This is a genomic window from Hydrogenibacillus schlegelii (assembly GCF_001653195.1).
Lineage (GTDB): Bacteria > Bacillota > Bacilli > Thermicanales > DSM-22653 > Hydrogenibacillus > Hydrogenibacillus schlegelii.
Genome location: NZ_JXBB01000001.1, coordinates 128146 through 148658 on the forward strand (window position 1 = coordinate 128146; position 20513 = coordinate 148658).

Consider the following 20513-nt stretch of genomic DNA (forward strand, 5'->3'; position numbering starts at 1 on the left):
ATGGCTTAAGAATAGCATTGATTAGGAAAAGAGGCAACTGTTGGTTGGACCGTCCGGGAGGTCGTTTTCCGGACTCGCCGCCCGGCGCCGGCGATCGGCCTTGCGGTGAAGTTGCCGAAGTTCCCGCCGGTGTTCTTTCAGCGCCGGGGGGATGAGCGGAGTGATCTCGGCTTCTTCGCCGTCAAACCAGGCGATTTGCCTCGGACCGGGGTCCATCCCGCCGATCGCTTCAGAACCCGGAACCGGCGGCTTTCGGAAAGCATCGCCTTCCAGAACCCGCCGAACGTAGTACCGCCACCCGTCCTTCCCCATCCGCCGCACGATGCGGGCATCCTTCACGGGGCTCATCAGTCCGTGCCATACCACCGACCGGGGCCAACTGAATTCCGACCCAGGCGCGATCGAACGCCCTAAGCACGGCGGGCCCCGCGAGGCGGCCTAGATCATCGCCGGCCGCAACTCCGGCGCCACGCCGTGGGGGAGATACACGTCGACGACCGCCGGCACGCCGTTTAAGACGACCCAACCGATGCCGCCGAGGTCGAGGTCGCGCTTCTCCGGAGCGCCTTTCGGGCGGATCACGAACCGGTGCCGGCGCCACTCCGGAAGCGGCGGCACCCGCCCCTCCGCCGGCGGCCGGAGAAGGCGCCCCCGATGGGCGGCGTAGACGGCCTCCGCCCGCTCCCGCTTCGTCCGGTGCACGTACAGCTCGTTCGACACGTAGAGGACGAAAGGTTGCCGCTCCCCCTCGACGAAATCGACCCGGCCCAGGCCACCCAAAAACAGCGTCTGCCCGGCCTGAAGCTGGTAGATCCGCGGATCGATCCGCCGGCGGGGAAGGACGATCTTCAGCTCCTCCGGCAAAAGAAGCGGCGTAAGCCGCCCCGGCGGTAGCACCCCCGGCGTGTCGACGACCGTCTTCCCGTTCGGAAGGGCGATCGTCACCCGGGCGAGCGTCGTCCCCGGAAGGCGAGACGTCGTGAGCCGCACCCGCTCCTTCACGCCGTAGCGGACGATGAGGCGGTTTAAGAGCGACGATTTCCCGACGTTCGCCGCTCCGACAACCGCCACCGGCCGCCTTTCCGCCTCCAGACGCCGAAAAAGCTCCGGAAGCCCCGTCTCCGATTTTGCGCTGATGAGAAAGACCTCCTCCGGGTCATACCCCCGCTCCCGGAGCCGACCGATCAGCCACGCCCGAATCCGCTCCGGATTGTGCGCCTGCGGCAGAAGATCGACCTTGTTCGCCGCGACGATCACCCGGCGGGTCCCGACGAAGCGATGGAGCTCGGGCAGCACGCTTCCCTCGACGTCGAACAGATCGACGACGAGGAGGATCGCGTGAGTCGCTCCGAGGCCCTCCACCTGCCGGCGGTATTCGTCCGCCTCCAGCTTCACCGGCACGACTTCACCGTAATGGAGGAGCCGGTGGCACCGGAGACAGAGGGGGGCCTTCCGCTCCCACTGTTCCGGCGGCACATACCCCTGCCGATTCGGATCGTCCTTCTGAAGCACCGCGCCGCAGCCGGGACACGTCCGGACCGTTTCCGTGTTCCCGGCTTCGACGGACGCCGTTTCGTTTTCCCGTTCCAAAGGCCGTCCCTCTTTTCCTCGCCCAGATCCGCCCGCTTCGACCGGCGGCCGAAAAACGCCGCATCCGGACGCGGCCCCTTCCGCCGCGCCGCCTACGGCTTCCGTCCCAAAAGCCGCCGCTCGATCAGGCGGTTCACCCGCGTCGCCCAGCCGTCCGTCTCGACGAGCGGCCGCACGAGAATCGTCCGCACGCCGAGGAGCTTCCCCCCGAGGACGTCCGTCAAAAGCTGATCCCCGACGACCGCCACCGCCTCCTTCGGCAGCTCCAGCCAGCGAAACGCCTGCCGAAGGCCGAGGGGAAGCGGCTTTTTCGCAAACGACACCGCCCGCACCCCGAGCCGCTCCGCGATCCGCCCGACCCGGGGCGAGCGGTTGTTCGAAGCGATCACGATGCGGAAGCCCGCATCGATCAGCCGCCGGACGCCGTCCAGCGCTTCCGCCGTCTCTTCCGCGCTGTTCCAGGGGACGAGCGTGTTGTCGAGATCGACGATGAGTCCCCGGATCCCCGCCCGACGGAGCCCCTCCGGCTTGAGGTCAAAAAACGAATCGACCACCCAGTCCGGTCGAAGCCATCCTCGCATCGCCTGCTCCTGACCTTTGCCTCGCTTTCTCCCGCCGTTCCCTCGCACCCTCTGGCCTCTATCGGCCGAGGCCTTTCCTTCATCCCGAGGGGCAAACCGCAGCCCCAACGGGAAGACCCGCCGCCCCGACGGGCAAACCGCCGCTCAAACGGGCAAACCGCCGCCTTAATGCGCAAACCGCGGCGTCCCCTCAAGCTGCGGCGCCGGCCACTCCGGCGCCGGCCACGGCGCGGCCGGTCGGACCGGTGTCTTCGCCGCCGATCGCCGCGGTCGCAGGCGAACCGGAACCGACCGCGGGTTCCGCATGAGCTGCAAGATCTTATCGGCCGCCTCCAGGGCCGCTTCCGGCCGGCCGAGGGCCGCCGCCGCCCGGCGAAGGGCCGCGAGGCGCTCCGGCGACGCGAGCAGGGCACCGACCGCCGCCGCCGCTTCCTCCGGCGTCTCGGCCCGCACCGCCGCACCGCCGCTTACGAGAAAACGGGCGTTGTCCTCTTCCTGGCCGGGAAGCGAGCTGTAGAGCACCATCGGCAGCCCCAGAGCGAGGGCTTCCGCCGTCGTGAGCCCGCCGGGCTTCGTCACGAGCACATCCGCGGCGGCCATCAACCGCTCGATGCGTTCCACATAGCCGTATGCCCGCACCCGGAGCCGGCCGCGGCGGACCCGTCGTTCCACTTCCTTCTTGAGCCGCTCGTTCCGCCCGGCGACGAGCAGGATCTCCGCCCCGGTCGCCTGGAGCGCCCGGAGGAGCTTCAGCGCGTCGTGCAAAAGCCCGAACCCGCCGCCCATGACCATCACCACCGGCTGAGCGGCAGGAAGGCCGAGATGCGCCCGGGCAGCGGTCCGGGACGGCGCCTCCCCGAAGCGAAGGCTCACCGGAATTCCCGTCGCCGCCACTTCGCTTTCCGGCACGCCGAGTTCCTCCAGCCGCCGCTTCAGCGTCTCCGACCCGACAAGATAAAGGCTCGTTCCCTCCGCCAGCCAGTACCGGTGATCGCTGTGGTCGGTGATCACCGTCACCGCCGGCACATCCACCCACCCTTCCCGCACGAGATGCGCCATCCCTCGGGCGGCAAAGGGGTGCGTCGAGACGACGATGTCGGGTTTCGTCTTGGCGACGTGTTCCAAAAGCCGCTTTTCCCCCAGGGACGTCAGCCAGTCGAGAAGCGGCGCTTCGGTCTGCTCCTGCGTCCGCCGGTAGGCCAGCCGGTACACCTTCGGAAAAAACTTCAGCGCTCCGAGAAACGCCCGCTGCATCAATGGATGCAAAAAAGGATGCGTCTCTCGCATAAAATCATGCACGACCACGTCCACCGCCGGGTCGCGCGCCCGGATTCCTTCGGCGATCGCCTGAGCGGCATGCCGGTGGCCGTCGCCGTAATCGCTGTAAAAGACAAGCACCCGCCAAATCCGCTCTTCCATCCCGAGCCCCCTCCCGGAACGCCGCCCGCGGGACGAAAAAAGCGTTTCAGAACCCCCGCCTCAGCGCTCTTCGAAGCGAATCGGCGCCACCGCGTAATAAAACGCGATGACAAGAAGCGCCAAGCCGGCCAGCCGCACCGTAAACGACGTCGACGTATGTAAGGCCAGAAACCCCCCGACGCTCGGCCCGATCAGGACGCCGATCCCTTCGATGCTGGAAAAAAGCCCCCAGCCGATTCCTTTATACTCCCGCGGCACGTACTGCGCCAGAAGCGCATTCCACGCCGGCAGGATCGTCGCATACCCGAGGCCGAGAATTGCCGCCAGCGCCACCGCCATCCCCACCGACCGGGACGACGGTGCCGCCAGGAGCGCCAGCCCGAGCGCGAGAAATCCGCCGATGAGAAACCCTTTTTTCCCGTGACGATCCGCCAGCCGGCCCATCGGCACGAGGCCGAGCCACGCCAACGCCCCCCCGACGATGAGCATGAACGAGTAGGTGGTGTACGAAAAGCCGAGTTCCCGGGAGACGAAATTCGGCAAAATCGGGAGGAGCATGCCGGCGGCAAGGGTCGGAAGGAGCATCCCCGGAACGAGAGGGCGCATCGCCACCACCTGCTGCCGAAGGGCCGCAAGCTGCGCCCGGACCGACGGCGTCCGGTAATGCCCCTCCCCGCCCGGCGCTCCGCGAAGCATCCACCCCCAGACCGTTGCCGCCGCCCAGAGGAGGAAGATGCCGAAGATCGGCCGTTCCAACTTGTGGTCGAGGGCGAGATTCGTTAAGATCATGCCCAGGCCGGTGCCGACAAGCCAGAACGCGTACAGAAACCCCATCTGGGTGCTCCGGGCGCCCTCCTCCACCCGGCTCATGCCGACCAGCCACACCGGCGAAATGCCGACGCCGAAGAGAGCGACCGACGCGATCAATCCGACGGGCCCGTGCACCAGCATGGCGCCGATCAGCCCGACGAGCGCCAGCGTCATGCTTCCGCCGATGACGACCCGGATCGGCAGGTGGTCGAGGAGAAAGCCGGCGAGGCTTTTTCCGAACAGATCGACGAGCGAATGCGCCGTGATCGCCAGGCCGATCACTCCCACGTCCAGGCCGAGGACCTCTCCCCCGTAGACGGGGAGGTACGCGTAGATGAACGCCCCGCGGACAAATTCGACGAAAAAAAGGAGCAGCACGACCTCCAAAAAGCCGTGCGGAAGTCGAACCAACGACCGAACGTCCCGACTCAACGAGCTTTCTCCCTCGCTCACGCCGATCTCCCTTTTCCAAAACCGCCTCCGAGCATCACCCGGCTCAATGTCCGAAGCACGTCTACCTCAGTGGCTCCGCCGGCCGAAGGCGGCCGTCTAAAGCGCGGAACATCGCCGCAATCAACCGATAGCCGGCACCGAAGTCGCCGAGGGCCCCCCGGCGGGCCGTCAGCATGTCCACCGCGCTTTCAAACGGCTGAAGCGCGTAGACGGTGAGCGTCACGTCGATCGTCCCCCACCGCGTCCGCCGCAGGGCGACGATCTCCCCCCGTTCCCCGTCGACGTGCACCGGCCGAAGGCCGAAGACGCCCGCCTCGACGAGGACCTTCGCCGCTTCGAACGTCCGGCGCTTTGGCTCCCGATAATACCGCGTCCTGAGCGCCGGATACGGCGCATCGTCCCGGGACTCCTCCCGGCCGAGGACGAGGCGGGACAGCCAGTAACCGGGGCCCGGTACCGCCCTTTCCGTCATCCTCTGTCGCTCCTCAAGCGCCCCGCGGGGCCCACCGACCCCGGCGGCCCGCGGGTCTTTACCGCGATCGTCCACATTGTACCGAAAAAAACGCTCTCCGACAACGCGCGCCGGCCACCCGCCCGTACCTTTTCCCAAGCGAAAGGGGGTTTTCGATGTCTTATGCCTTCCGGCGGGTCCGCGCCGCCCTCGACCTCGGCCTCATCGCCGTCTTCTCCGTCGTCCTCGCCGTCGGATACAACTTTTTCCTCTTGCCGCACAAGGTGTTAAGCGGCGGCGTCTCCGGCATCGCGATGATGATCGGCCTTCTCACCCCGCTGAACCCGGGGACGCTGATTTTCCTCCTGAACCTCCCCCTGTTCGTCTTCGGCTTCTTCACCCTCGGACGCCTGTTCATCCTTCGGACCATTCTGTCCGTCGTCCTCACTGCTTTGGCGATGAACGTCCTCCCCGTCGAACCGATCGCCACCGACGCCCTCCTCTCGAGCGTGTTCGGCGGCGCCGTCGTCGGGCTCGCCACCGGGATGATCTTTTCCGCTTCCGGCTCCACCGGCGGCCTCGACATCATCGGCATGTTCATCGCCCGTCGCATGGACTTTCCGATGGGCATGCTGATGAGCGCAACGAACGCCCTGATCATTTTCGTTGCCGGGTTTCTTTTTTCCTGGGATCAGGCCCTCTATACGATGCTGTCGATCTACGTTTCAGGCCGGATCGTCGACGTCATCTTCACCCGCCACATCAAACTCACCCTCCTCATCGTGACCGGCCGCGGCGAAGCCGTCCGGGAAGCCCTCCTCCGGCAGATCGTTCGCGGCATCACCGTCCTCGAAGGAATCGGCGCCTACTCCAAAGAAAAAAAGACGGTCCTCATGACCGTCGCCACGCGCTATGAACTTCCGCTCATCAAATCCCTCATTCGCCAGGCCGACCCGCACGCCTTCGTCAACATTCTGCAGACGGTCGAAGTCGTCGGCGCTTTTACCCGCCTTCCTCTTGACGCCGAGCTCCGACCGGACCCGGGACGACGAGGGCCGGCGCCGCCGTCCTGAAGGCCGGAAAGCGCCCGGACGGCCCGGCAGGGCACCTTCCGCCGGATGCCGCCTTTTCAACGGCGATGAGCCGTCCGACGCCGTCCCGACCCGACCGTCGGCCGCGTTTTGACTGTTTCAGCCGCCGATGTAAAACATCTCGATCTTTTTCCGGGCCGCGCCGGCCTTTTGAGCGGCTTCGGTCGCCTGAAGCCGAAGCTCCGAATAGCGGTCCGTCCGGCCCGCCCAGACCGACCGGATCGCCGCCCGGAGCGTTTCGTCGTCCGCCCCTTCCCGAAGAAGGCGCCGGAGGTCAAAGCCGTCGGCGGCAAACAGGCATGTGTACAGCTTTCCGTCCGCCGAAAGCCGCGCTCGTGTGCAAGTATTGCAAAACGCCTGCGTCACCGAACTGATGAAGCCGACCTCCGCCGTTCCGTCCTTGTACCGGTACCGTTTGGCCACCTCGCCGTAGTACGCCGGTTCGAGGGGCTCAAGCGGCATTTCCGCATGGATCCGCTCGAGAATCTCCCGGCTCGGGACGACGTCGCGCATCTCCCAGCCGTTGGCGGTGCCGACGTCCATGAATTCGATAAAGCGAAGCGTCACGCCGAGCGCCTTGAAATAGCGGGCCATCGGCAGGATGTCCCGTTCGTTTTCGCCCCGCTTGACGACCATGTTGACCTTCACCTGAAGGCCCGCATCTATGGCCGCCTCGATCCCGCGAAGGACGACGTCCGGCGCGGTCCCGCGGCCGTTCATCCGACCGAACGTGACCGGATCGAGGCTATCTAAGCTCACGTTCACCCGCCGAAGCCCGGCCGCCTTCAGCGCCTTCGCCTTTTTCGCGAGGAGCACGCCGTTGGTCGTGAGCGCAATATCCCGGATCTCCGGGATCGCCGCCAGATCTTCAATCCACCGTTCGAGCCCCGCCCGAAGGAGCGGCTCCCCGCCGGTGATCCGCACCTTCTCGACGCCTAAGGCGACGAACGCCCGCACGAGGCGCGTAAGCTCCGCAAACGAAAGAAGCGCCGACGGCGGGAGGAACGGATATCCCGGGCCAAACACCTCGGCCGGCATACAGTACGTACAGCGAAAATTGCATCGATCGATCACCGAGATCCTCAGATCCCGGAGCGGTCGTCCCCGGCGATCGACCGCTCGGGCCCCCTCGATCCCGCTCATCGTCCATCCCTCCGCAAGACGCCGGCGCGACGCGCCGGAGCGCCGGAGACGTCGTGGTGATGACGCTTCCATAAGATAGTCTTATCATCGCACAATTTTGGCGAGAGCGCAAGCCCCGGGGCGGTGTTCCGATCCCCCGGGCTCATTCCTCTGCCGGCCTTCCGGCGCCGATCCGCCCAGCCGAGGTCGACGTCGCCCTCTGCGGGTCGCCCGACGTGTTACAATACTTCTGAACAGGGAGGGAAGCTAATGGGGCTTCACTTCGATGACCCGTGGGAACGGTATTCCCGGCAGATCCTCTTTTCCGGCATCGGCCGCGAAGGCCAAAAAAAACTGGCCCGGGCCCGCGTCGCCGTCGTCGGCGTCGGCGCCCTCGGCACCGCCGTCGCCAACCATCTCGCCCGGGCCGGCGTCGGCTTCATCCGCCTGATCGACCGGGACTTCGTCGAGCGCTCCAACCTCCAGCGGCAGATGCTCTTCGACGAGGCCGACGCCGAGGGCCTCCTGCCGAAGGCGATCGCCGCCCGGGAAAAGCTCACGGCGATCAATCGCACCATCGCCGTCGAGGCGGTCGTCGATCATCTCTCGGCGGAAAATGCCGAGGCGCTCCTCACCGACGTTGACCTCATTCTCGACGGCACCGACAACTTTCACGTCCGCTACCTCATCAACGACGTCTCGGTCAAATACGGCATCCCATGGGTGCACGGTGCCGTCGTCCGGGCTCGGGGCATGCACGCCTTTTTCCGCCCTCCGAAGACGCCCTGCTACCGCTGCCTCCTCCCCGAACCGCCGGAGGGCGGCGAGACGTGTGACACGGTCGGCATCATCGGCCCCGTCGTCGACGTCATCGCCTCCCTCGAAGCCGCCGCCGCTTTAAAATGGCTCGTCGGCGCCGAAGACAAGATTCCGACCGCCCTCGTCGACCTCGACCTCTGGGAAAACGCCTACGCCTCCATCGACATCTCCCGGGCGAAAAACCCGAACTGCCCCGCCTGCGGAATGCGACGCTTCGAATTCCTCGACGAGCGCCGGGGAGAGCTTACGGCAAGCTTTCTCTGCGGCCGGAACGCCGTCCAGGTCAAAGCGCCCGGGACGATCGATTTCGACGCGGTGCGCCGCCGCTGGGCCGCCCTCGGACAACTCCGAGAGACGGAGCACCTCCTCCGCCTTGAATACGAGGGGCTCGTCCTCACCCTCTTTCGGGACGGTCGGCTGATCGTCCAGGGAACCGCCGACGTCCACCGGGCGGAGCGGATCTACGCCGAACTCGTCGGCCGCTGAACGGTCCTCCGATCAGGGCGCCCCTTCGGGCCCATCCTCCCGGCGTTCTCCCGTTTCCCGATCCCACTTTTCCTCCGAACCCGCCCGCCCCCGACGGCTTTCCCGAGCGATCGCATGGTAGAGCTTGTTGAGCGCCCGCTTCTCGATCCGGGAGACGTACGAGCGCGAAATGTTGAGGGCGCGGGCGATCTCCCGCTGCGTCGTCTCCGGACCGCCGTCCAGGCCGAACCGTCGCGTGAGGATCTCCTGCTCCCGATCCTCCAGAAGATGCAGATACCGCCGAATCCGCTCCCGTTCGATCCTCTGTTCGACCTTCTCGTCCACGTCGACGTCGTCGGCGGCCAGGACGTCGATGAGGGCAATTTCGTTGCCTTCCTTGTCTACGCCCACCGGCTCGCTGAGCGAGATGTCCCGGCGGGACTTTTTTTTCGCCCGAAGGTACATGAGAATTTCATTTTCCACCACCTTCGAGGCGTACGTGGCCAGCTTCGTCCCCTTTTCCGGCTGAAACGTGTCGATCGCCTTGATGAGGCCGAACGCGCCGATCTGGATCAGCTCGTCGTACTCTTCATCTTTTAAATCAAATTTTTTCACCACATGCGCGACCAGCCGGAGGTTGTGAACGATCAGCTTTTCCCGTGCTTTCGGGTCGCCCTGCCGGAGCCGCTCGAGCGCCTCCGCCTCTTCCTCTTCGGAAAGCGGCTGAGGAAAAGCGTTGTTTTTCAGATGCGAGATGAGAACGGTGATTTCTTTAAGCAAATAGGCAAAAAGGCCCAGCAGCGACAAACGCCCCACCTCCCGGTCCTGGTCTTAAAGTCTATGTCCGGAAGGAGAGGCGCTTGCCAGTCCGCGCATCTTCGAGGTTACGGCCGGCGACGGTCCGAGCGGTCCGGGTCCAAAACGGAGCCTTCGTCCTTCCGGCGCCGAAGCGCGGCCGTTTGAAGCGCGACCGTCTGGCGCGCCGAGAGGCCGCCGGACGACACCGGCTCCCCGCCGATGCGGCAGCTTCGACCGTCACACGCCGTCCGGAGCGCGCACGCCTCGCAGGTCCCCTGTCGACGACGTCGGACCTCCCGGTAGAGCGTGAACCCGGCGTAACCGAAGATGAGCACGGCCAAAAGCCCGTTGATCACAAGGGACGCCATCGTGCCGGCCTCCTTCCCCCCCACGTCCCACGCTCGGCCGCCGACCGGGAACGCGCCATCCGCCGGATTGGCCCGGCCGTCGGACCGGCCCATCCGCGAAGCCGGTTCATCCGCCCATCCCGAGCAACCGGCCCCCCTGATAGATGACCAGCGCGAGGACATACGCCAGCGCAAACGAATACCCCATCATGAGCACCGTCCACCGCCGCCTCGGCACCTCCCGAAAGAGCGCCGCCGTCGTCGCCAGGCACGGCACGTACAGGGCGACGAACACCAAAAACGCGTAGGCCGAAAGCGGCGTAAAGGCCGACTTGAGCGCCGCCGTGAGCGCCGTTCCCTCCCCGGCATAAAACGCGATGCCGAGGGTGGCGACGACGACTTCCTTGGCCAGAAAACCGGTGATGAGGGCGACCGCCGCCTGCCAGGTGCCGAAGCCGAGCGGCTGAAAGAGCGGCTGAAGCGCCCGACCGAGCAGGGCGAGCACGCTTTCCTCGATCGACGCCGCCGTTCCGTGCGGCCCGACGGCGCCAAGCAGCCAGATGACGACGCTGCCGCCGAAGATGAACGTTCCGGCCTTGATGATGAATCCTTTGCCTTTTTCCCACGTGCCTCGAAGCAGCGTCCGGACGTTCGGCACGCGATACGGCGGAAGCTCCACCAGATACATCGACGGCGCCCCGCGAAGAACCGTGCGGGTCAAGAGCCGCGCCGTAAGGAGCGCCATCGCGATGCCGACGAGATACAAAGACAGCATGACGAGGCCCTGCCCCCGGCTGAAAAACGCCCCGACGAACAGCGCGTACACGACGAGCCGCGCCGAACACGACATGAACGGCGTGATGAGCGCGGTCGCCCATCGCTCCCGGGACGATTCGATCGTCCGGGCGGCCATCACCCCCGGGACGTTGCAGCCGAAGCCGATGATGAGCGGGATAAACGCTTTGCCGCTCAACCCGAAGCGGTCCATCAACCGGTCCATCAAGACCGCGACCCGGGCGAGATACCCCGAATCCTCCAGCAACGAAATGAAGAAAAACAGGATAAAAATCTGGGGCACAAACACCAGCACGGCGCCGACGCCGGCGATGATCCCCTCGACGATGAGGGCCCGGAAAAACGGCGCCGCCCCGATCGCCTCCAGCCCGCGGCCGACCGCCTCCGTAAGCGGACCGGAAAAAAACGCATCCAGCGCCTCCGAAAGCGGCGTCCCGAGCCAGTCGAACGTCCACTGAAAGATGAAGAGCATCAGAGCGATAAAAAGCGGGATGCCGACCATCGGATGCGTCACGATGTCGTCGATCCGCTCGCTGGCCGGCCGGCGCCGCGGTGCCGCCTGTCGCACCACCGCCGGAATGAGCGCATCGATCCACGCATACCGCCGCTCGACGAGGGCCGCCTGCACGCTTTCCGTTCCGCCGGCATGAAGCGCCGACGCAAGCTGCTCCCGGACCGACCGGAGCGCCGGCCGACGGCGTTCGACGTCGTTCACGATCTCCGGTACGCCTTCAAGGTACCGCTCGGCGAGAAAGCGCCGAAGCGTCGGGTCCGAAAAGGCCGGCTCCACCGCCTGAAGGGCCGCCTCGAGCTTTGGCCCAACATCGATTTCGGGCCGGCGCCGCAGGACCGGGGCATCCGACCGTTTCAGAAGAACCGCCGTCCCGCCGGAGACATGGGCCGATTCGCCGCCCACGGCGGCCGCCTCGGCAAACGCCGCCTCCCTTTCTTCTCCGGCCGGACGACCGGCGTACGCCCTCCCGACCATCGTCTCGTCCAGAACCTCGAGGAGCGCGTCTAAGCCCGCCCCCGTCCGGGCGACGACCGGCACGACCGGCACGCCCAGCCGATCGGCCAGCGCCTCGGGATCGACGGCCTTCCCTTCGGCTTCGGCGACATCGACCATGTTGAGGGCGACGACGATCGGCCGCTCGATCGAAAGAAGCGCCAGCGTCAGCTGAAGGTTCCGCCGAAGCTGCGATGCATCGACGATGTTGAGGATGCCGTCGTACGCTCCGGAAGCGAGCGCCCGGACGGTGATCGCCTCATCGTGCGAGATCGGCACGAGATCGTAGATGCCGGGAAGATCGACGAGCGCATACCCGAGCCGCCGGATCCGACCGACGGTTTCTTCCACCGTGACGCCGCTCCAGTTTCCGACCGCGGCCTGAAGCCCCGTCAGCCGGTTAAACAGCGTCGTTTTCCCGGTGTTGGGCTGCCCGATCAGCAAAATTCGCATCTCGGTTCCCCCCGGACGACGATGCCCCCGGCATCCGTCCGCCGGAGGGCAAACCGCTGGTCTGCAAAGCGGACGACGACGGGTCCCCCAAACGGCATGCGCCGCTCGACGACCAGTTCCGTTCCGGGGACGAGGCCGAGCGCCGTGAGCCGCGCTTTTAGCGGCGCCGACAGGTTCAAAAGCGCTTCCACCCGCACCGTCTGCCCGACCGGTACGTCCGAAAGCGGGTGCGGACGATCCGAGGCGAACATCGCCTCCACCGCCTTATCATTGATATTCATTCTCATCGTTTGCGTTTTCATTTTACCACCGCCGCCCGGCGGCCGTCAATACAAAAGTACAAAAGAAAGAAACCGGCCTTTCGGCCGGCTCCGACAGGAGGTCCAGGTTGCAACGGGATGATGGGGTGGACGTTCCACACCCAGAAAAGATCAGTAATTGTTCAAATTCGCCAGCACGATCACCCCGGTGCCCCAGAAGATGACGAGCCACATGACGACGGTAAACCAAGCAAAGCGCCAGAGGGTGTTGGCCGTCTCGACTTTGCTGGCCTCGTATACGCCGGCCCGGCGGCCGCCCTTGTACAGAACGTAGAGCACAAAGGCAAACACCGCGATGCCCACCCCGAGGGTGCCGAAAAAGAGGACCGGACCGAAGATGTTGAGGTGCATCGGGTAATCGTAGATCGTGTGGTTGAACTTCGCCAGCTCGATCATGCGGATCGCTTCCCGCATGATGCCGACGGCGAGGTCGGAGAAGAAGGCGAGCCCGACGAGCGTCGGCGCCACCCAGCCCGCCGACGACCGGCTCCAGGCCATAAGAAGCGCCCAGACGACGGCGACGAAACCGACCGTTCCCCAGATGACCGGGTGCCCGAGCGTCCCCTGCAGCGCATTGTAGAGGATCGCGTCGAGGACGAGGAGCGCGCCGGCCACGGCGGCGAGCTTCTGCCCGACCTGGCCAAACCAGGCGACAAAGCTCTGATCCATGTCCTCCCGCTTGGAGAAGAACCAGGCGTATCCTTTCATGTAAATCCCGAAGACGAACAGCGAAAGCAAGATGAAGAACAGGTACCGCGGCACGCTGAAGGCGTAGACGTGCCACCCGCTCGTATTCATCGTCGTGCCGCCGTTCGTGTACCAGTCGACCCACTTATCCGGGAAGAGCTCCTGATACGAGAAAATGTGCATCGCCGCCGCGGCGTAAAGGATCCCGGCTAACGAAAGGAGCGGGAAGAGGACCAGCCACGACGGGCTCCGATCCCGGTTCCGGAAGTAGAAGAAGTACGCCGCGTAGTAGGCGAGGATCACGATCGGGACGAACAGAATGACCAGCCAGGCCGATAGGTTGTTCGCCGTATACCAGAGGTTGTCGTAGATGACCTGGGTAAAGAGGAGCGGCGCCACCCCGAAGACGATACCGAGCGAAAGGGAGATGATGGCGATCTTGATCGTCTTCTGGCTGAGCTTCCGCCATTTCAGATCCCGCTGAACATACCCGACAATCGTCATCAGCAGGCTTCCGATCGTGATGTTGATGAAAAACATGTGCATGGCCCACGTGAGGACCATCAGCACCTGGATGACGACCGGGTAAAAGTCGATGCCGCTCGGCGACCGGAGCACGTTCAGAAGTTCGGTCGTATCGACGGGCATCGCAACGCCCTCCTTTTTGCCAAAATCCCACCCGCGAAACCGACGGTCCGCTCACCGGGCGACCCCGGAACAGGCGCCTCAGCGGGCCGCCTGCTCCGTCGCCCGCTTCGATTCGACGTACTGCTTCGTAATGTCCGCGAGGTACGCCGCGAGCGCCCGAATCTCCTCATCCGTTCCGGCAATTTGCGGCATGTACGGGGCCGCCCCTTGATGCGGATCGCCGGAAAGCCGCCGCTCGATGAACTGATAGATCACGTCCGGCCGTGTCGACACCTGTTCCAGCTTCTGCACGAGCGGCCGCGGCCCCGCCGGATCGAGGCTGTGGCAGTGGGCGCAGCTGATCATCGCCATCGCCCGGCCGGCCTCGAGCATGTTCCCCGGCGTGACCGTCTTCGCGCTCGCCGGGACGAACGGATGGACCTTCAAAAAGCCGTGCTCGTCGATGAACGGAATCTCGCTTTTTACGCCCTTGGCCGGAACATCCCGGGCGACAATCTGGTTGACGTACAGATAATCGCCGGCGATATACGGTTTCCGGAGCCACTCCCGGATCCGCTCCTGCGGGAAGATCGTCAGTCCCAGGACGACGACCATCAGAAGGGCGAGGAAAGCGAGCGACCGGTTTGCCTTCGGCAGCGCATAGAAGAAGGCGAAGACGAGGGCGACGAGAATGATCGAGATGAAAATCGTGTTTTTAAACGCCTCCGGAATGGCAAAGTCGAGCGTGGTCTTCGCCCGATCCGGCAGCGTTTCGAGATACCAGATCATCGACATGCCGGCCAAAAGGAGGCCGCCGATGCCGATGAGAGAGACCTCCCGGACGAGCTCCTGGCGGAGCTTCGACTCCCGCATGCGGGTGGCGATCGCGAGCCCCATGAGGGCCGCCAGCGCCACGGTAAAGGACGTCCGGACCGCCACCTGCGGGAAGTAGTTCGGGTTATAGAACGAGTCCATGATGTTCCCGGTGTGGAACCACTTTTCGCTTCCCGGCGACATCATGAAAGAAAGGATGCCGACGATCAGAAGCAGCGTCCCCCAGGAGACGACGGCGAACACCCAGGAGATGTGCATGAGCGTTCGACGGTCGATCTTATCAAAAATGTAGTAGATGATATAGACAAGCGCTACTTCCGTGACGAACCAGACCCACTCCGCCGCCCACGCCCAGACGAAGTTGTGGATGAGGGCGGAGATCCCCCGGGGGTTCGAGACGGTCGTCGAGAACCAGATCCCGGGCCCCGTGAGCGATCCGACGATATACGACGTCAGAAGGAGGACGAGAAAATACCGCTTGACATACGCATAGATCTCCTCGTGATTCCCCTTATACGCCTTATAGAGCAAGTACGCGAGCAAAAATGACGCCCCGACGGAGATGTGCGAGAAAAGAACGTGCGTCGAAGCGATGGCCGCGACGACGTAGCCGCTGCCGAAGTTCGGCACGTACCACTGCGGGTAAAAGCCCAGCAGATCCTGTCCCATGCGCGTCCCTCCTTCAGTCCGTTCCGCAACTCATGGACGAATATGCCAGCCAGGGTAAAGAGGGGGCTTTGGTTACGGCACGTTCTTCTTCGCAGCGGTTGGAAACCCCGTCCGCCCGGGCCGCTTCCCCGGGCGGACGGAGGCTTCTCCCCCAAGCATCTCACCGCGTTTCGGCGGCCTTCTGCTCGGCTTCCTTGGCCTTCGCCGCCTGGATCATCCGCTCGGCGTAGGCGGTGTACCACGGAAGCGGCCCTTTGTCGAGGCCTTTTTCCCGCATCGCCTGAGTGATGTAGGCGACGTCGTCCGGCTGCTCCGCCTTCGGCCAGTCGACCTCCCACGTCGGCGCGCCGTTGACCGTCTTCGCACCCGGCTGCGGTTTGTCCGGCCGCGGATGCGACAGGATGTACGCCGCCAGGTCGACAGCCTCCTGGGTCGTGAGCGTCCCCGGCGCCTTCGTGCCCATGGCGATCTTCGGCATGTACTTCTGGATGAAGCCGGCCGCGGTTCGGATGCGGGCCATCCCGGCGCCCACGTTAAACGAATCGTCGCCCCAGAGCGCCGGCCCCTGGGTCGGACCGAAGCCGCTCCCTTCGCCGTTTACGCCGTGGCACGCAGCGCAGGCCTGCTGGTAGAGCTTCTCGCCGTTGGCGAGGTTCGGCGTCGGGAGCGGACCGGACAGCGCCAGCTTCGGAACCCAGGGCCGATTTTTCATATCCTTAGGAACGTTCTTAGAAATAAATTCCAGATAAGCGACCATGTCCTTCATGACCTGGCTGTCCTTATCCGGCGCAATGCCGTTCATGCTCCGCTCGAAGCACTGCTGAATGCGGTCTTCGAGGACGATGTCCGTCCCCGAACGGCTGTTGTACTGCGGGAAGACGTTCTGGATCCCGACGAGATTGAGGCTCGGGCCCGTGCCGCCGTCGGCGTGGCAGCTCGCACAGGAGAGTTTGTTCCCGACATACTCCGGGAGCGCCGCGGCGGTGTTGACAAAGTACTCATGGCCCCGCTTGATCGACTCCCCTTCCGGCCCCGGCGGGACTTCGTCCAGGCTCGGCACGGGGGGCATCGACGCCAGCTGGGCCATCACGTTGGACGTCGGGTAGCTGGCCACCGCTTTCCAACCGACATAGCCGACGACGATCAGGCCGGCGATGGCGAGGAAAAGGGCCACCTTGCCCCACTTGCCCATCGGTTCCCCTCCTCGTTCCGTTTTTCTCTATACCCCCTCCGGAAGTACCGGTACCCCCATGACCGGTCACCCCCATTATACTGTGAAAGCGTTGTTAATTCAAGACACCCGGTAACGATTTTGACCGCTTTTTGTCTTAGGGGGAAACTCTGATTCGATAAGCTCAACGATGAAAAAAACCGAGCATAAAAAAAAACCGAGCGATGCCGCTCAATCGCTCGGAGTTGAAACCATCGGCGCGATACAAGTCGAATGGCGCGGCGCTCACCGGCCTTCTCGGGCGCCCAGCATGACGAGGAGCGTGTCGAAATTCTGCTCGATGAGGTCCTGAAGGTGGACGCCCCGGGCCAGCTGTTCCTTCGTGATGTTCTCCAGCGTGGAGAGCTCGACCGCCCTGGCCTGCGTTTCCTTTTGCACCTGCCGGGCGATTTTGTTTTCCGTAAGCGACTCAAACCCGATGTAGCGGATGTCCTTGGCCTTGATCTCGTCGATGATCGCCTGCAGCTCTTTCGGCGTCGGATCTTCGTTCATCAGCCCGCTGATGGAAATTTGTTCCAGACCGTAATCTCGGGCGAGGTAACCGAACGCCTGATGAGAGACGACGAACTGCCGCGTCTTCGCCGCTTTGAGCCCGTCGCGAAACGCCTGATCGATCCGGTCGAGCGTCCGGGCGAGGGCGTCGTAATTCGCCTCAAACGTCGCTTTGTCCTCCGGCCGGAGGTCCGCCAACGCCGCGGCCATCGTCCGGCCGATCTGCTTGAGGTTGGCGATGCTGAGCCAGATGTGCGGATCGTACGACGGAGCTGCGGCCGGCGTTTCGTCGCTTTGATCATGGCCGGCCTCTTGGGTCGTCTCGCTCGCCTGGCCCGGTGCAGCCATTCCGTGGGCGTCGCCGGGCGCGGGCCCGGAACCTTGAGCGGCATCGGCTTCGTCGCCGTGCCCATGATCGAGCTCGTCGCCGTCCTCATGGGCATGGCCGGGCAAAAGATCCAGACCGACGCTCACGTCGACGAGCTTCGTCTTGGCGGGATCGACGTTGGCCCGCACTTTATCGAGCCAGCGTTCAAAACCGGCCCCGACGTAAAAATAGACGTCCGCATCGGCGATCTTCCGAATGTCTCCCGGCGTCGGCTCAAAGTCGTGGGGCGCGGCCCCCGGCGGCACGAGCTGCTCCACCAGAACGCCGTCGCCGCCGATCTGCTTGACGAGGTCATAGAGGGGATAAATCGTCGCCACGGCGCGAATCGGCTTTGCCGCGGCCTTCGGCGTCGCATCCGCCGCGTTCGTTTTTCCTTCTCCGGCGCCCTCTTTCGGCGTCCCGGCGCCGGTGCCGCATCCGGCGGCGACGAACGCCACCAGCGCAACAAGCACCAGCAGCCGGGACAAGCGGAATAAGACGGCATGCGTGCTTTTGGGCGAACGCATGTGCGGCGATCCCTCCCCTCCGGTTTTTGAAAGCACCCCCAACGGCCTCCGTTCAAAGACCGGACCGACCGGACGGCCGGGATGGACTTCCTTCCGATTCTGCCGGGCGGGGGTCGGCTGGCGACCGGCCTAGTGGGCCGTCGCCTCGGCGCACGACCGGCAGTAGCCGTAGACTTCAAATTTATGCCCGGCGATGATGAAGCCGTCCGGCTGACTCCACATCGCGTCGAGCGGACAGGCCAGGATTTCCTGCGTCGTCCCGCAGGAAAGGCAGATCAGGTGATGGTGATGGCCCTCGATCGGACAACGGAGGCGGTAGCGCCGTTCGCCGTCGAACTCCGTCATGTGGACGATGCCGAGCTCGTGAAAGAGCGCCAGGTTGCGGTAGATCGTATCAAAGCTTAAATCCGGATAGTCCCGGTGCATCAGGCGAAGGGCTTCTTTGGCGGTGAGGTACCGATCTTCCCGGGCCAGGAGGCGAAGGAGCGCCTCCCGCTTGCCGGTCGACTTGTAGCCCTTCTCTCCCAGGATGCGGAGCGCCTCTTCGACCGTCACGACTCTCCCCCCTTTCTTGGGTGGCCCCCAACGGCATCAGCGAAGACGTTGCGCGGAAATCCGCTTCGCCGGCGCCGGCGAGGGCGGCGCCGAGCGCCCGCACTCCTCGGACCGACCGGCCTCATCCGGCCGGGCGGACGCCGAACCGCGCTCCACGCCGATCGGCCGGCGGCGAAGGGCGCCGGCCCTCCGCCGATGACCGAGTCTCAGGCGTTCGGCGGCGAGGACGGCGAGAAGAATTCCGGCGGCGACGAGGACGATCGACCCGCCGGTGGCGAGGTCAAAGGCGTACGACGCCGTCAAGCCGACGAGGACGCTCGTCTCGGCGAAGACGATGCTTAAGAGCATCAGAACCCGAAAGCTTTTCGCGAGGCGGAGCGCCGCCGCCACCGGCAGCGTGATCAGGGCCGAGATGAGCAGGGTCCCGACCACCTGCATCGCCACGCTGATGACGAGGGCGATGAGAGCGCTGAAGATGAAGTTGAGCGCCCGATGCGGCACGCCGGAGACGCGGGCCGCCTCCTCGTCGAACGAAAGGAAGAGAAGCTCCTTATAAAACAGAGCGACCGTCCCGACGACGACGAGCGCGAGGGCGGCGATCCGAAGGACGTCGCCGGCGGTGACCGACAAGATGTTCCCGAACAGAAGCCCGATGAGGTCGACGTTGATCCCCCGGGCGAGGCCGATGAGAACGATGCTGAGCCCGATCCCCGTCGACATGATGATCGGGATCGCAAGCTCAGAATACGAACGGTATGTCGTCCGCAGCCGTTCGATGAGGAGCGCCGCGATGAGGGCGACGGCGGTGCCGTAGCCGACAACCGGAAAGCGGCTTAAGGCCGGATACGTCGCCCCCAGGAGATAGCCGAGGGCCACGCCGGCCAGCATGACGTGCGCCAGCGCGTCGGCGATGATCGAAAGGCGCCGGACGACGACGAACGCGCCGATGAGCGGGGCCACGAAACCGGCAATCAGACCGGCCAGGAGCGCATGCCGCAAAAACGGATAAGTCCAGAACGCCGCCACCATCTCACCCAATACGCCCATCACGCCCTCCCCTCCTCCCGCGCCCCGGCCCGAAGCGCCTCCGATGCGTGGCCGTGGGAGAGGATCGCCATCCCGTGGCCGTACGTCCGGCCGACGATCGCCTCCCGCTCGGCGCGAAAGCCGGCGGCACTCCCGTGGTAGAAGAGCTCGTGGTTGAGGCAGGCGATGGTGTCCATCTTCTCCGAGACGACGCCGAGGTCGTGAGAGACGAGGATGATCGACAGGTCCCGCTCCCGGTGGAGCTTTTCCAGAAGGGCGTAGAACCGCTCCTCCGACCGGGCGTCGACGCCGACCGTCGGTTCGTCGAGGATGAGCACGTCCGGATCGCCGACGAGCGCCCGGGCGATGAACACCCGCTGCTGCTGGCCGCCGGAGAGGGCGCCGATGTGCCGGTGACGAACATCCGCCATGCCGACAAAATCGAGCGCTTCGAGCACTTTCTCCGCCTCCCGCCGTCCCGGCCGGCGAAAGAGTCCGAGGCGCGCCGTAAGCCCCATTCGGACAACTTCTTCCACCGTCGCCGGAAAGCCGGTGTTGAAGCTCGCCGCCTTTTGCGAGACGTAGCCGATCCGCCCCCAGTCGCGGAAGCGCTCGATGGGCGTTCCAAACCAGCGAACCGATCCTTCCTGAAGCGGCAAAAGCCCGAGGATGATCTTAAGCAGCGTCGACTTTCCGGAACCGTTCGGACCGACGAGGCCGAGAAGCTCTCCCCGGTGCAGGGTGAGTGAGACATGGTTCAGCACCGGTTCCGCCTCATACCGAAAGGTGATGTTTTCCGCCTCCAGAACGCGTTCCTTTTCGAACAAGGCGCCCATCGCCCACCCTCCTTTCCGTCAGGACGTCGGGCTTCGCGCCGGGATGCGCCCCCCTCTTTTTGGCGGCCTCACTCAGAATCGGAATGATTCCGTTTTATTGTAGATCTGCCCGCCCCTTCTGTCAAGCGGCTTAAAACCTCCC

General features: G+C 64.8%; 20 protein-coding genes. 2 read left to right on the forward strand and 18 right to left on the reverse strand.

Translation table 11 applies throughout. The features are described 5' to 3' along the window. Positions 1-21: 21 nt before the first annotated feature. The 6 genes from SA87_RS00575 to SA87_RS00600 all read right to left on the reverse strand — a co-directional run bounded on the left by SA87_RS00575 (position 22) and on the right by SA87_RS00600 (position 5325). The gene (locus tag SA87_RS00575; RefSeq protein ID WP_156423670.1) at positions 22-348 is read right to left on the reverse strand and encodes a hypothetical protein; all 327 of its coding nucleotides are present in this window, start codon (positions 346-348) and stop codon (positions 22-24) included. 90 nt (positions 349-438) lie between these two features. Beyond that, the gene (gene yqeH, locus SA87_RS00580) at positions 439-1590 is read right to left on the reverse strand and encodes a ribosome biogenesis GTPase YqeH (RefSeq protein WP_066197535.1); all 1152 of its coding nucleotides are present in this window, start codon (positions 1588-1590) and stop codon (positions 439-441) included. Between the two features lie 92 nt (positions 1591-1682). Next, positions 1683-2171, reverse strand: a complete 489-nt coding sequence (locus SA87_RS00585) for a YqeG family HAD IIIA-type phosphatase (protein WP_066198013.1) — start codon at positions 2169-2171, stop codon at positions 1683-1685. Positions 2172-2336: 165 nt separating this feature from the next. Continuing rightward, on the reverse strand, positions 2337-3590 hold the full coding sequence (locus SA87_RS00590; RefSeq protein WP_066197538.1) for an MGDG synthase family glycosyltransferase: 1254 nt from the start codon (positions 3588-3590) through the stop codon (positions 2337-2339). A gap of 60 nt (positions 3591-3650) precedes the next feature. Continuing rightward, positions 3651-4832 (reverse strand): MFS transporter, encoded by a 1182-nt coding sequence (locus SA87_RS00595; protein WP_156423671.1) that lies wholly within the window; start codon positions 4830-4832, stop codon positions 3651-3653. Between the two features lie 82 nt (positions 4833-4914). Continuing rightward, positions 4915-5325: a hypothetical protein gene (locus tag SA87_RS00600; RefSeq protein WP_066197541.1), complete on the reverse strand. Its 411-nt coding sequence runs from the start codon at positions 5323-5325 to the stop codon at positions 4915-4917. Between the two features lie 155 nt (positions 5326-5480). Here SA87_RS00600 and SA87_RS00605 point away from each other — a divergent pair, with 155 nt between their 5' ends. Next, positions 5481-6377, forward strand: a complete 897-nt coding sequence (locus SA87_RS00605; RefSeq protein ID WP_066197544.1) for a YitT family protein — start codon at positions 5481-5483, stop codon at positions 6375-6377. Between the two features lie 117 nt (positions 6378-6494). Here SA87_RS00605 and moaA read toward each other — a convergent pair whose 3' ends face one another. Next, positions 6495-7538 carry a GTP 3',8-cyclase MoaA gene (gene moaA, locus SA87_RS00610; RefSeq protein ID WP_066197548.1) on the reverse strand — a complete coding sequence of 348 codons (1044 nt, stop codon included), beginning with the start codon at positions 7536-7538 and terminating at the stop codon, positions 6495-6497. Between the two features lie 249 nt (positions 7539-7787). Here moaA and SA87_RS00615 point away from each other — a divergent pair, with 249 nt between their 5' ends. Beyond that, positions 7788-8822 (forward strand): ThiF family adenylyltransferase, encoded by a 1035-nt coding sequence (locus SA87_RS00615; protein WP_066197551.1) that lies wholly within the window; start codon positions 7788-7790, stop codon positions 8820-8822. Between the two features lie 12 nt (positions 8823-8834). Here the strand turns inward: SA87_RS00615 and sigK are convergent, their stop codons facing one another. The 11 genes from sigK to SA87_RS00670 all read right to left on the reverse strand — a co-directional run bounded on the left by sigK (position 8835) and on the right by SA87_RS00670 (position 20371). After that, on the reverse strand, positions 8835-9602 hold the full coding sequence (sigK, locus tag SA87_RS00620) for an RNA polymerase sporulation sigma factor SigK (RefSeq protein ID WP_082910429.1): 768 nt from the start codon (positions 9600-9602) through the stop codon (positions 8835-8837). An 83-nt stretch (positions 9603-9685) separates the two neighbouring features. Further along, on the reverse strand, positions 9686-9967 hold the full coding sequence (locus SA87_RS13630; RefSeq protein WP_211258111.1) for a hypothetical protein: 282 nt from the start codon (positions 9965-9967) through the stop codon (positions 9686-9688). A gap of 106 nt (positions 9968-10073) precedes the next feature. After that, a complete protein-coding gene (gene feoB, locus SA87_RS00630) occupies positions 10074-12200 on the reverse strand; it encodes a ferrous iron transport protein B (RefSeq protein ID WP_066197560.1) in 2127 nt (708 codons plus the stop codon). Continuing rightward, positions 12185-12487: a FeoA family protein gene (locus SA87_RS00635; protein ID WP_169793361.1), complete on the reverse strand. Its 303-nt coding sequence runs from the start codon at positions 12485-12487 to the stop codon at positions 12185-12187. Before SA87_RS00635 ends, feoB begins: the two co-directional genes overlap by 16 nt. 144 nt (positions 12488-12631) lie before the next feature. After that, the gene (locus SA87_RS00640; RefSeq protein ID WP_066442227.1) at positions 12632-13855 is read right to left on the reverse strand and encodes a hypothetical protein; all 1224 of its coding nucleotides are present in this window, start codon (positions 13853-13855) and stop codon (positions 12632-12634) included. A gap of 78 nt (positions 13856-13933) precedes the next feature. Next, on the reverse strand, positions 13934-15337 hold the full coding sequence (locus tag SA87_RS00645; protein ID WP_066197562.1) for a c-type cytochrome: 1404 nt from the start codon (positions 15335-15337) through the stop codon (positions 13934-13936). A 160-nt stretch (positions 15338-15497) separates the two neighbouring features. After that, positions 15498-16529, reverse strand: a complete 1032-nt coding sequence (locus tag SA87_RS00650; protein WP_066197564.1) for a c-type cytochrome — start codon at positions 16527-16529, stop codon at positions 15498-15500. 264 nt (positions 16530-16793) lie between these two features. After that, positions 16794-17900, reverse strand: coding sequence for a metal ABC transporter solute-binding protein, Zn/Mn family (locus tag SA87_RS00655; protein WP_169816872.1), 1107 nt, complete (start codon positions 17898-17900; stop codon positions 16794-16796). A 183-nt stretch (positions 17901-18083) separates the two neighbouring features. After that, the gene (locus SA87_RS00660) at positions 18084-18509 is read right to left on the reverse strand and encodes a Fur family transcriptional regulator (protein ID WP_066197570.1); all 426 of its coding nucleotides are present in this window, start codon (positions 18507-18509) and stop codon (positions 18084-18086) included. Positions 18510-18545: 36 nt separating this feature from the next. Then, positions 18546-19556 carry a metal ABC transporter permease gene (locus tag SA87_RS00665; RefSeq protein WP_322787504.1) on the reverse strand — a complete coding sequence of 337 codons (1011 nt, stop codon included), beginning with the start codon at positions 19554-19556 and terminating at the stop codon, positions 18546-18548. Then, complete coding sequence (locus SA87_RS00670; RefSeq protein ID WP_066197574.1) at positions 19556-20371, reverse strand: metal ABC transporter ATP-binding protein; 816 nt, start codon at positions 20369-20371, stop codon at positions 19556-19558. Before SA87_RS00670 ends, SA87_RS00665 begins: the two co-directional genes overlap by 1 nt. Between the last annotated feature and the right edge of the window lie 142 nt (positions 20372-20513).